This is a genomic window from Neobacillus bataviensis LMG 21833 (assembly GCF_000307875.1).
Classification (GTDB): Bacteria; Bacillota; Bacilli; order Bacillales; family Cytobacillaceae; genus Neobacillus; species Neobacillus bataviensis.
This window is the reverse complement of the sequence record NZ_AJLS01000058.1, coordinates 47044-59632: the sequence shown is the minus strand read 5'-3', so window position 1 is coordinate 59632 and position 12589 is coordinate 47044. Positions and strand designations below refer to the sequence as shown.

Here is a 12589-nt window from a genome sequence, read left to right as displayed (position 1 = left end):
ATAAGGCTCCGTTACTGTCGGAACAGCGGCTTCCCAACCTTTTGGAGAGAATCATGAATATTGAATTCCATTAGATATTTGCAGTTTCTAAATGTCCCTTCTGTTTGCCAATTCATACTCTGTAAGATTCGCTTGGCGACCTGAATGTCATCCACCCGCAAAAACTCCCGGCACTCCCTATTCGTAATCGTCCTCTTATTAATCAAAAACCACTCCAGCAACGTTCTTTGATGGGCGAGATGGTCAACAGTCCCGCAATGAGGGCAATGCCAGGTTCTTGGTGATTTGATCATCCCAAAACGACCGCACAACACGCACTGCACCCCTGTTTGGAAATCCCCAAAAGGTATCTTATATGTCTCGGAAATGGGTTTCGGAATAAACGGCCGGTGACTGTTAAGAAGTTCGGTAGAGAGCCAATTAAACGTCTCTATATCCAATCTTTTCTCAGGTTGTGGAATGGTTTTAATATATGAGGGAATCAAGTAAGGATATAAAAGCTTAGTTTTCAATGGGGGAACTGCGACAATTTGTTTCGGGTATGCGAGTACAACCGCACCATAAATGGGGAGCTGGATGTTACGGCTGCCCAGCCAATCTTTCAAACATCGGCAATTTCGTTCTAGCTGAATGACGGGGCTCTCAAAACCATCCTTGTGCCCATCATCGCGTGTTCGTACTAGCTGGGCCGGATTGTCCTTAAACTCCAAAACACCACTAATATTCTTAACTTCTAACATCGAAACATACCAGGGGGTCAACATATTCGTATCCATTTGAAACTTCTCATCTGCTGTGGGGGATACATCGTGGATGATGCGGTTTTCGAATGGTAGGGGGTGATTTCGGAGCACTTCAGCGACCCTTTCTTCGCCGCCAATACCCGCCTCCAAAGAAGCTTGCTTTGATGCTAAAATGGGCAGCATCGCATGACCGCCTGGTAATCGGTTTTGCGCGGCTCGTAAACCCTCCAATTGCAACGATGGATCCTTATCTTTGAGCGTATTAATAATCGTTCACCTCCAAAAAGTAGAATCTTCACCAAGCATCGTAGCACATTTCCAAAGTCCATACTATAAAGTTCAAATTATTGTAAAAAATATTCATTGACCACCATTGACCGAGGGGGTCAACGGGAATATAATGATCCCAATAACAGCCAATTGACTCGTGTGGTCAACGCCAAATTAAAGGAGGATCAACTGAAGTGTACTCGAAATTCCTCAACCTAGATCAGGAAAAACAAGATCGAATCATCAACGCTGCGATAAAAGAGTTTGCACTGAAAGGATATGACCGAGCCTCGACCAATGAAATCGTGAAAGAGGCGGGTATATCAAAAGGACTGCTGTTTCATTATTTCGGCAATAAAAGGCAGCTATTTTTATTTTTATTTGATTACTGTTACGAAATTATTGCCGAACAGTTTTATCAAAAAATAAACCTAGCTGAAAAGGACTTTTTCACAAGAATTCGGCAAGCAGTCATGATCAAAATGGAATTGCTCACCACCTACCCGGAGCTCTTTAAATTTATTGAAGAGGCTTATTTAGAGGACTCACCCGAGGTTAAAGTCGAGGTCGATAAAAAGGTAAAGGGACTGAATGACGCCAATTTTGGTAAAGCATACGAAGGCATTGATTTTTCAAAATTCCGTGATGATATGGATATCAAAAAGGTGCTAAAGATTATTACCTATACGTTTGAAAAGCTGAGCGAAGAGGAGTTCTCAAAGGCAAAACTATCACCGACGCATCATATTGATTATGAAAAGGTATTCCAAGAGGCAGAAGACTATTTTGAGATTTTCACTAAATGTTTTTATAAATAAAGGGGGCACTCCACGATGAATGTGATCGAAATTAAAAACCTGACTAAAACGTATGGGAAAGCAAGAGGAATCACTGACATCAGCTTTCATGTTGAAGAAGGCGAGATTTTCGGGTTCATCGGGCCAAATGGTGCCGGTAAATCAACGACCATCAGAACGTTATTGTCGCTCATTTATCCAACCAGCGGCAGTGCCGCCATTTTTGGCAAGGACTGCATCCAATTTGCCCCGGAAATAAAAAGGGAAATTGGCTACCTGCCGTCTGAGGTTTTTTATTATGACAATATGAAGGTAAAGGATTTATTAAAATACTCTGCGAGTTTTTATAAAAAGGATTGCAGCAAGCGAATCAAGGAATTGGCGGAGATTATGGATCTCGACCTTACTAAAAAAATTGATGACCTTTCACTGGGAAATAAAAAGAAGGTCGGAATTGTCCAGGGGCTGCTTCATGAACCGAAGTTGATCATTCTCGATGAACCTACGAGCGGGCTTGATCCGTTGATGCAGCAGAAATTCTTTGAATTACTTGAAGCGGAGAATAAGAAAGGTGCGACGATTCTCTTTTCCTCGCATATCCTTAGCGAGGTGCAGCGCTTATGTAACCGTGTTGCCATTATTAAAGAAGGTAAGATTGTTACCGTTGAAAAGATCAGTACCTTACAAGAAAACAACTATAAAAAGTTCAAGATTGAAACGAAGTCACCGCTTGACCCTAACCACTTCAACCTCAGCGGTGTTAATAATTTAGCGGTGAGCAACAACGTCACAAGCTTTATTTTTAAAGGAAATATTAATGAGGTGATGAAGCGGATTGCCGAGATTGAGATCGCCAATCTGTGGATTGAGGAGCCGGACCTTGAGGAGATCTTTATGCACTATTACGAAAAGGAGGACTAGGAAGCTATGAATATCTTTTTACATGAATTGAAGGCTTATCGGAAGTCGACGGTCATCTGGTCCATCTCCTTAGTGCTGATCATTGTTCTGTTTATGTCCTTTTATCCTTCATTTGCAAAGGATGCAGACGAATTCAACAAAATTATGGAGGGGTATCCAGAGCCGATTAGGGATGCTTTCAACCTGGGGGATTTATCTACACTCACTGGATTCTATTGCTTTCCCTTATCGTTTATTACCCTTTGCGGTGCGATTCAGGCGATGAATCTGGGAACCGGCATCGTAAGTAAGGAAGTTCGGGAAAAAACGGCTGACTTTCTGTTAACAAAGCCTGTTACCAGGTCAACTGTTTTGACTGCAAAGCTCCTTGCGGCTTTCGCCTCAATCGTGATCACGAATATTGTTTATATGGCGGCTGCGAGTATCATGGCATTTCAAGTGGAGCCGGATAATTTTAGCCTCAAACTATTTATCATGCTGTCACTGACGATGTTTTTTATTCAGCTGATTTTTCTGGCCGTGGGCATCATTATTTCGGTCATTGTGCCGAAGATTAAATCTGTATTAACTGTGTCACTTGCGACTGTTTTTGCGTTTTACTTTATTGGAATGCTCAGCAGTACGTCTGGCGAAGATGTGAAACGTTATTTTTCGCCATTTAAATATTTTGACACTGCCTATATCATTAAACACTCCGGCTTCGAAGCGTCCTTTTTGATAGCAGGAGCGATTGTGATGATGCTTGCGATTGCTGCGAGTTATTTCTTTTATACCAAAAAGGATATTCATGCCGTTTAAAAATGGAGGTATTCAACCGTGAATATATTTTTAAAAGAATTGAAGTCCCATCGAAAATCGCTCATCTTTTGGAGTATTGGTGTTTTCTTTATGGTAGTTTCAGGAATGGCCAAATATGATGCCTATTCTTCATCTGGTCAATCAATTAATGATCTGGTGGCGGATATGCCCCAATCACTGAGAGCCGTATTGGGGTTTGGTGCCGTGGATTTATCGAAGGTCAGCGGCTATTATTCCTTACTGTTTCTTTATTTATTATTGATGGCGACCATCCACGCAGCGATGCTGGGCGCCACTATCATCGCGAAAGAAGAGCGGGATAAAACATTTGAGTTTCTATTTGTAAAGCCTGTTTCCAGGACGACGATCATTACGGCAAAGCTATCAGCAGCCTTCGTCAATATCGTTGTTTTTAATCTCGTCACCTATGTTTCATCGATCAGCTTAATCGCTAGATACAACACCGGTGAAGCGGTGAATGGAGACATTGGCCTGCTAATGGTAGGAATGTTCATTTTACAGCTGTTGTTTATGGTAATAGGCAGCGCCCTTGCTGCAGTGAAAAAGAAGGCAAAAGCAGCGGCGTCAGCAGCCACAGGCATCCTATTACTAACGTATATGCTATCCATTGCAATCGATATAAATGAACAGATTGAAGGCTTGAAATACTTGACGCCCTTTAAATATTTTGAAGCAAAAGATGTGATGTTTGGCGGCGGTTTGGATGTCGTTTTTGTGATCCTATCCGCCGTCTTGATTACCGTACTTTCATTTGTGACCTATTCGTTTTATAAAAAGAGAGATTTACATGTGTAAAAAAGGGACCGGGCTATGCAGCTCGGTCTTTATTTTTCCCTCGACATCTTAACCAGTGTAAGGATATCGCTAGATAAAGAAGAATAGTTCGGTGTAGCCGATTTAATGTTTGCTTTAATACCGTCAATGAGCGGCAATGCCTGTGGATTGGTGATTGTTAAGATTTGAACCTGTCCGTTAAAGGCCTTGCCCATTACTTCTTTCGCCTTATCCAAATTATCATCCGTATTCAACTTCGCTGGGTCAACCCCATCAAGATCGCCTTTGCCGGAAGCCCCGGCCGTATTATTCAAAACCTTGTTTTGCAATTCATCATAGCTGGTGGAGGTAACTTCCTGCTTTGCCCGTGCCAGAATAATGGTGTCATCGATAACAAAAACCTTAATTCCAGGAATGCCTTCTCCTGATAACCTTGATTCTAAGTGGGAAGAAATTCCGCCGTCATGGAGGCTGGAGCTGCCAATTAAACTATAGACATTTGTTCCAACCCCACTGGTGGTTTGGTTATTTCGGTTGGTTGTTTTCTTCTTAGCCCGATCAACACTCGGAATGACGTTTGCACTATCCGTTTGCCCATGGACATTTCCGTTTCCTTTTTGATTGATGGACTGGTCATGATAACCCAGGTTTTCTGCTGTCCCTACCTTTGGTTCCTTCATCCCTTGTTGACCAGAACATGCCGATAGAACGAAAAACGCTCCAATTAAAGGCAAGCCCCAGATTTTCCATTTTTGTTTAAACATAAAGTACGCCTCCTTTTTAAAATTAATTTCCCCATTTCCTTTTCTAAGTATGAATGGATTATTTTGGGAACATAATAAGGTGGAAAAATCTCTAGTTGAATCAACTGAGGAGGTACAAAAATGGCTGAAGAAAATAAAGAAAATCCAGAATCATTATCACGAAGGAAGTTTATTCGTAATACCGGTTTTACTGTTGGCGGACTAGCAGTTGGCGGTATCTTGGGCAGTCTCCTCCCCTTAAATCGTGACAAGGGCAAAAAAGGAACACCTACAAAGGCAGAAAACTTTAATCAGGCGTTAATGTATTTTACACCTGAACAATTTCGGATTACCGAGGCAGCAACTGAGCGGATTTTTCCTCAGGATGACCTTGGTCCAGGTGCAAAGGCTCTTGGTGTGGCCTTTTATATTGACCATCAGTTAGCTGGTGATTGGGGCTTTAATGCAAGGGAATATATGCAGGCGCCCTTTTTTAAAGGTGAAAAGGTTCAAGGCTACCAAGGCCGGCTAAAGCGCCGGGATATTTTTGATATCGGCCTCAGGGAAATTCAAAATCACAGTATGGCGGTTCATAAAGCGGATTTCACAAAGTTAAAAGAAGAGGAACAAGATGCGATCCTTAAGGACTTTGAAGAGGATAAAGTGAATTTAACAACCATTTCCGCAAGCGGTTTTTTTCAAATGCTGAGAAGTGCGACATTAGAAGGGGCCTACAGTGACCCGCTATATGGCGGAAATAAAAATATGGAAGGCTGGAAAATGCGGAATTATCCGGGCAGTCAAATGGCCTATACAGACATTATTGATAAGGATTTTAAGAAAATTAATCCACAAAGTTTAGAATCGCATATGAATCACTAAGAAAAGCGCTTGCGCTGGATCATTCTCAAGTTCAAAGTTTTTACTTTTCACAAATCAAGGAGGCCGCAGACATGGCAAGGAAATTACCAAAAGTGGATGTTGTAATCATTGGCGTCGGTTGGGCAGGCGGAATCATTGCCTCTGAGCTAACTAAAAAGGGGCTTAAGGTGGTTGGGTTGGAACGAGGCAAGGAACGGAAAACGGAAGATTACTTCATGGTTCATGATGAGCTGCGCTATGCCTTGCGTTATGAGATGATGCAGGACTTGTCAAAAGAAACGATCACCTTCCGCAGCAATGAAAATATCCGGGCATTGCCAATGAGGCAATACGGCTCATTTTTGATCGGTGATGGATTAGGCGGTTCCGGTGTCCATTGGAATGGACAAACCTTCCGCTTCCTGCCCTATGATTTTCAAATTCGCAGCCAAACGATTGCAAAATATGGGGAAAAGAAAATCCCTGCTGAAATGAGCATTCAGGATTGGGGAATTACCTATGATGAACTGGAGCCTTATTATGATACTTTTGAAAAAATGGCTGGTATTTCCGGGGAGGAAAACCCGCTTGCTGGGAAGCGGTCGAGCAAATACCCTACCCCGGCGTTGAAAAAAACGAAGGCGATGGAGCTATTTACGGAATCGGCAAAAAAGCTGAAGCTCCATCCCTATGTCCAACCGGCAGCTAATTTATCGGAATCGTATAAAAATCCTGATGGGATCTCGAGGGCAGCCTGCCAATATTGCGGGTATTGTGAACGGTTTGGCTGTGAATACGGTGCAAAGGCGGATCCTGTTGTAACGGTTATTCCGGTAGCCCAGAAGACAGGAAACTTTGAAATTAGAACCCATTCGAATGTTAGAAGAATCCTAAAAACGGGAAATAAGGCAACAGGTGTGTTATATACCGATGTAACAACTGGCGAGGAAATTGAACAGCCTGCAGATATTGTTGTTTTAACTGGATTTGTGTTCAATAATGTCCGCCTTTTGTTATTATCAAATATCGGCAATCCATATAATCCTGCGACCGGTACGGGCTCAATCGGTAAAAATTACGCATATCAAGTGCGAAAAGGGAATGCTGTTGGATTTTTTGATAAGAAAAATTTCAACAATTTTGCTGGAGCGGGCGCGCTGGGGATGATTTTAGACGATTATAATGGCGATAACTTTGACCATTCAAATCTGGATTTCATTCATGGCGGTATGATTATCTTGGGGCAGACAGGTCAACGGCCAATCCAAAACAATGTGGTGCCAAAGGGAACACCTGCATGGGGGGCGGAGTTTAAAAAGACGTCGCTTAAATATGCGAATAGCACCTTGACGGTTGGCGGCGAGGGTTCATCAATGGCCTTTCGTCATCACTTTTTAGACTTGGACCCAACCTACAAAGATGCTTACGGTGACCCCTTGATTCGAATTACTTTTGACTTTGAGGATCAGGACAGGAGTATGTCAAAATTCCTTGCTAGTAAATGTGCCGATATCTTAAAGGAAATGGGCGCCGATCATGTGGATTATATGCAGGAATTGGGGCCATATGATGTTGCGACCTACCAATCCACCCATAATACAGGCGGCGTCATTATGGGAGCCGACCCGAATACATCTGCGGTAAATAGCTACTTGCAGATGTGGGATGTTGATAACTTATTTGTGGTCGGTGCATCCGCCTTCCCGCAAAATGCGGGCTATAATCCGACGGGGACTGTGGGCGCATTATCCTACCGTGCGGCGGAAGGAATTTTGAAGTATCATGAGTCAGGCGGCCAGGTCGTGTAAGTTATTTATCTCTAAGAATCGTTCTTGGAATTGGATTTTACTATACCACTAGTGTTAATATGGAAAAATAAACCGCACGAGGAGGAGAATATAAATGACAACGCAAAATGAAAATAATACGCTGCCGCCAAAAACCTGTTCTGTTGAGCGTTTGGTAACAGTGGAAGCGGATGTTAAAAAGGTTCTTTCAGGAGAAAAAACAGCGACACGTAGAAATGGCAGATATGCGGATCCAGGCGAAATCATGACGCTTGAAGGCCGTCAGTTCGTGGTCGACAAGGTTTACTCACAAAGCTTAGGTGAGCTGACTGATGATGATGCCCGCCGCGAGGGCTTCGAAACGGTGGAAGAGTATAAACAATCAATCCTTTCCTACCACCCGGGAATGCCGTGGCTGCCGCAAATGCGCGTCTGGGTTCACGAATTCCGCCCGGTAGAAGCTTAATAGAGATGCAATGCAAATGGTCCATTTTTTATGAATGGTCCATTTTTTTTTGGCTATGTGGTGTGGTTACTGTCGGAAGACGCTTTACTGTCGGATAAGCCGCCGTTACTGTCGGATAGCGCAGGGTTACTGGCGGATAAGACACTTTTACTGTCGGATAACGCAACCTTACTGTCGGAAGCCACTTTTACAGGTAAATCATTTGTTTAATCGCAGAAAACAAAATTATAATGGAAGTAGCTGACATGTAAAGGTGGGTTCCTCCTATGAAATTTCTCTCAAAATACATAAAGAAGTATTGGAAGTCATTTAGTATTGCCGTTTTATTTCTCACCTTTGAGGCAATTTGCGATTTGATGCAGCCAACGATTATGGCAAAAATAATCGATCAGGGGGTTGCCAATCGGGACATCCGCTATGTGTTACAAATGGGAGGTCTGATGCTCGCCATTACCGCTTTTGGTGCTGTGAGTGCGTCAACTAGAAGCATTATGGCAAGCATTGTTTCACAAAACTTTGGCACCGAGCTAAGGAGCGATTTGTTTAAAAAGGTGCAAACCCTTTCGTTCAAAAACCTCGATAAGTTTGACCGTGCGTCGTTAATCACGCGTCTGACAAACGATGTTACCCAAGTGCAAGTCTTTGTCAATGGCACGATGCGCATCTTCGTCAAGGCTCCACTCCTGGCATTGGGCGGGCTGGTGATGGCGGTGCGGCTGAACCTGCATTTATCAGTTGTATTAGCGGTGGTGGTGCCGATTGTAGCGCTGTTCATCATCCTAAATTTACGTTTAGGGTTTCCCCTTTTCTCGAAGGTACAGCAGGCATTGGACCGGGTGAACGGGGTGATGCGTGAATACCTGTCAGGCGTCCGTGTGGTCAAGGCGTTCAATCGCTTTGATGTCGAGATTGGCAAATTTACCAAGGCAAATGATCATTTTAAAAATCAATCCATCGCCGCAGGGCGACTTATGTCTGTTTTTAGCCCGGCGATTATGCTTACGGTTAATCTTGGCATCGTGGTCGTCCTGTGGATCGGCGGCATCGGTGTCGAACACGGAACTATTCAAGTGGGGCATATCATTGCCTTTACCAACTATATGACGCAGATTCTTTTTTCCCTGATGATGATTTCGATGGTCTTCAATATGTTTGTTAGGGCAAAGGCTTCGGCCGGGAGAATTGATGAAGTATTTATGCAAAAGGACGGTATTACCTGGGAAAATGGGATCGCCGAGCGGCCGCAGGCTGAAAAGGGAAGAATTGATTTTGAGAACGTCACCTTCTCCTACGAGGGGACAAGCGGCGAGCCTATCTTAAAAAATATTAATCTTACCATCCTTCCTGGGGAAACCGTCGGTGTGATAGGCTCAACCGGTTCGGGAAAAAGCACGTTAGTCGGGCTGATCCCCCGCTTCTATGATGTCACGAGCGGTACGATTAAAGTGGATGGGCAAGATAGTAAACTGGTGAATCCGAAAAAACTGCGTGAAGGAATCGCCATGGTGCCGCAAAAGAATATCTTGTTTACCGGAAGCGTGGCGGAGAATATCCGCTGGGGAAAAGAAACAGCCACACAGGAAGAAGTCATCGCCGCGGCAGCCATTGCCGGTGCCCATGATTTTATTGCGGCGGCACCGGAAGGCTATGAAACGCAAATTGGCCAAGGAGGCGTTAATTTTTCCGGCGGGCAAAAGCAGCGGATCTCGATCGCCAGAGCCTTAGTGAAAAAGCCGGAGATATTAATCTTAGATGATAGTACCAGCGCGGTTGACGTCGCGACGGAGGCAAAAATTAAAGAGGGCTTGAAGAAATATGCAAATGGGCTTACATGTATACTGATTGCCCAGCGGATTACCTCGATTATGGATGCAGATAAGATTGTAGTCCTTGACAAAGGCGAACTTGTTGGGGTCGGCACCCATGGACAATTAATGGCGGAATGTACGGTTTATAAAGAAATCTACCACTCACAGATCGGTAAGGAGGTCGTGTAAAATGGCAAAGCAAACTGCAACGACAGGCAACACCGCCTCCCCTACCCCTCCGCCATTACGGCCTGGCGGTGCCCACCGTCTTCGCGGCCCAGTTGTTAAACCAAAAAACTTTAAAGGGACATTAAAGCGCCTTTGGTCTTATTTTGGCAATGAGCGAAAAATGCTTACCCTGATCTTTTTCTTTATTATTATTGATTCAGTACTCATGCTGATTGCCCCGTTTTTAATCGGGAAGGCCGTGGATGCGATGAGTCTGCAGAATGGAAAGGTCAATTTTCATTTTCTTGAAATCGTGATGATTGTTCTGACCACCGCTTATGTGGCGGATGCCGTTCTTACTTTTTTACAAGGCTGGCTGATGGCCGGTGTCGCCGGGAGGGTTGTCAAGCGCCTCAGGGATGCCTTGTTTGCAAAACTGCAAAAGCTGTCCGTTTCCTTTTTCGATTCCCGAACACACGGGGAACTGATGAGCCGGCTATCAAATGATGTGGATAACGTCAGTAACACCATTTCGCAGTCCACCACGCAATTAATGTCCGGATTGATGGTTCTCACTGGATCCCTGATCATGATGCTGATTCTAAGTCCTGTCCTAACAGTCGCAAGTTTACTAACGGTACCGCTCGTTTTTTTACTGACGCGGACGATTGCGAAACGGACAAGTGTGTTATTTAAAAATCAACAAATTGAGCTTGGCAAATTGAATGGTCATATTGAGGAGACGATTTCTGGAATTGAGGTTGTTAAAGCCTTTAATCATGAAGATAAAGTGATTGAAGAGTTTGAAGCGGTGAATAGTAAGCTACGCGATGTCGGCCTCAAGGCGCAAATTTGGTCAGGCTTTTTAATGCCGATTATGAACGTGATTAATAATCTCAGCTTCGCGATAGTGGCAGTCATCGGCGGCATCCTTGCTGTAAAGAGTCTAATCACCGTGGGGGCGATTGCCAGCTTTCTAACCTACTCAAGGCAGTTTGGCAGACCGCTTAATGATCTTGCTAATATTTTTAATATCCTGCAGTCAGGTGTGGCTGGAGCGGAGCGCGTGTTTGAGGTTATGGATGAACAGGAGGAGCCGGCAGATGCGGCAAAGGCTACTGCTTTGGAAAAACCTAAAGGTCATGTCGTCTTTGAAAATGTCAGCTTTGGTTACCGACCGGATGTTCTTATTTTAAAAAATGTCAGTTTCGAAGCGAGTGTGGGCAGCAGTATAGCCCTTGTCGGCCCAACAGGTGCCGGGAAAACGACAATCGTCAACCTGCTGACGAGATTTTACGATGTGACAGAAGGAAGAATTCTGCTCGATGGCCGTGATATTCGCGATTACACAAGGGACAGCCTACGGAATTGCTTTGGCTTTGTGCTTCAGGATACGTATTTATTTTCAGGAACGATTAAGGAGAACATTAAATACGGGAAACCGGATGCCAGTGATGAAGAGGTAGAGCAAGCTGCCAAACTGGCGAATGCGGATGTGTTTATTAAACGGCTGCCGAACCAGTATGAAACGGTTCTATCAGAAAATGGCGGCAATATAAGTCAAGGTCAGCGCCAGCTATTAGCGATTGCCAGGGTCATCTTAGCAAAGCCGTCGTTGCTTATTTTAGATGAGGCCACGAGCAGCATTGACACCAGAACAGAGCTGCATATTCAAGAGGCTTTGCTAAAATTGATGGAGAAGCGGACGAGTTTTATCATTGCCCACCGGTTAAATACGATTCGCGATGCCGATACCATCATGGTAATTGACAATGGGCAAATCATTGAAAAAGGCAGCCATGATTTGTTAATGAGTGCAAAAGGCCGTTATTATCAGATGTTTTTTAACCAGTTTAAAAATGTCGAAGCGGCACTTGATTAGGAAGATGCCAGGGTCAACTTATATGCTTGGAAGAGAGAGTGCAATTTGCATTCTCTCTTTTTTGGGCTGGGGGTGGGTAAAATCCCACAAATAGTAAAAAAATGAAATTCGACATTATTAGTTCTTTACTAAGAACAAACAATTCTTTATAATAAATTCCAATGGGAAATAGGACCTAATTTTAGGAGGTTAAATATGCTGGGAACTCAGATTCAAAATTTAAGAAGGGGAAAAAGGCTGACATTAACTCAACTTGCTGAAAAGACTGGAATCTCAAAATCATACTTAAGTCATATTGAGAGAGATATACAGAAGAACCCATCAATTGATATTTTGATGAAGCTCTCACTTGCACTAGATGTAAATATTCAAACCTTAATTAAGTCAAATAATTCCTCCATTAATTTGGAGGAATCATCGGATATAAAAGGGTGGTGTCAACTAATAGAAAATGCACTTGAATCAGGAATTGTTGATGATACATTTTGGCTGCAAATACTTCAAGCAATTCGAAATTCTAAAACAGTGAAGTAAAAAGGGCAAAAATAAA

The 12589-nt window shown here is 43.5% G+C and carries 12 protein-coding genes; 10 read left to right on the top strand and 2 right to left on the bottom strand.

Annotated elements, in window-relative coordinates:
• Positions 1–11: 11 nt before the first annotated feature.
• Positions 12–974, bottom strand: coding sequence for a nuclease-related domain-containing protein (locus BABA_RS10900; protein WP_235749654.1), 963 nt, complete (start codon positions 972–974; stop codon positions 12–14).
• A gap of 233 nt (positions 975–1207) precedes the next feature.
• Here BABA_RS10900 and BABA_RS10895 point away from each other — a divergent pair, with 233 nt between their 5' ends.
• Genes BABA_RS10895 through BABA_RS10880 form a run of 4 tightly spaced genes read left to right on the top strand, consistent with a single transcriptional unit; the run spans position 1208 to position 4345 of the window.
• Complete coding sequence (locus tag BABA_RS10895) at positions 1208–1831, top strand: TetR/AcrR family transcriptional regulator (protein ID WP_007085239.1); 624 nt, start codon at positions 1208–1210, stop codon at positions 1829–1831.
• 15 nt (positions 1832–1846) lie between these two features.
• Entirely contained in the window at positions 1847–2731 is an 885-nt protein-coding gene (locus tag BABA_RS10890; RefSeq protein WP_007085238.1) for an ABC transporter ATP-binding protein, read from the top strand.
• 6 nt (positions 2732–2737) lie between these two features.
• Positions 2738–3529 (top strand): ABC transporter permease subunit, encoded by a 792-nt coding sequence (locus tag BABA_RS10885; RefSeq protein ID WP_007085237.1) that lies wholly within the window; start codon positions 2738–2740, stop codon positions 3527–3529.
• Between the two features lie 18 nt (positions 3530–3547).
• Positions 3548–4345, top strand: coding sequence for an ABC transporter permease subunit (locus BABA_RS10880; protein WP_007085236.1), 798 nt, complete (start codon positions 3548–3550; stop codon positions 4343–4345).
• Positions 4346–4374: 29 nt separating this feature from the next.
• On the opposite strand, the gene BABA_RS10875 is transcribed toward BABA_RS10880, so the two are convergent.
• Positions 4375–5088, bottom strand: coding sequence for a hypothetical protein (locus BABA_RS10875; RefSeq protein ID WP_007085235.1), 714 nt, complete (start codon positions 5086–5088; stop codon positions 4375–4377).
• A 120-nt stretch (positions 5089–5208) separates the two neighbouring features.
• Here BABA_RS10875 and BABA_RS10870 point away from each other — a divergent pair, with 120 nt between their 5' ends.
• From BABA_RS10870 to BABA_RS10845, 6 genes are all read left to right on the top strand, one after another.
• The gene (locus BABA_RS10870; protein ID WP_007085234.1) at positions 5209–5949 is read left to right on the top strand and encodes a gluconate 2-dehydrogenase subunit 3 family protein; all 741 of its coding nucleotides are present in this window, start codon (positions 5209–5211) and stop codon (positions 5947–5949) included.
• A 71-nt stretch (positions 5950–6020) separates the two neighbouring features.
• Complete coding sequence (locus tag BABA_RS10865; protein ID WP_007085233.1) at positions 6021–7736, top strand: GMC family oxidoreductase; 1716 nt, start codon at positions 6021–6023, stop codon at positions 7734–7736.
• A gap of 94 nt (positions 7737–7830) precedes the next feature.
• Positions 7831–8181, top strand: a complete 351-nt coding sequence (locus BABA_RS10860) for an ASCH domain-containing protein (protein ID WP_007085232.1) — start codon at positions 7831–7833, stop codon at positions 8179–8181.
• A gap of 266 nt (positions 8182–8447) precedes the next feature.
• Positions 8448–10178: an ABC transporter ATP-binding protein gene (locus BABA_RS10855; RefSeq protein WP_007085231.1), complete on the top strand. Its 1731-nt coding sequence runs from the start codon at positions 8448–8450 to the stop codon at positions 10176–10178.
• Between the two features lies 1 nt (position 10179).
• Complete coding sequence (locus BABA_RS10850; RefSeq protein WP_007085230.1) at positions 10180–12039, top strand: ABC transporter ATP-binding protein; 1860 nt, start codon at positions 10180–10182, stop codon at positions 12037–12039.
• A gap of 195 nt (positions 12040–12234) precedes the next feature.
• Entirely contained in the window at positions 12235–12573 is a 339-nt protein-coding gene (locus BABA_RS10845) for a helix-turn-helix domain-containing protein (protein ID WP_007085229.1), read from the top strand.
• The last annotated feature ends 16 nt before the right edge of the window (positions 12574–12589 follow it).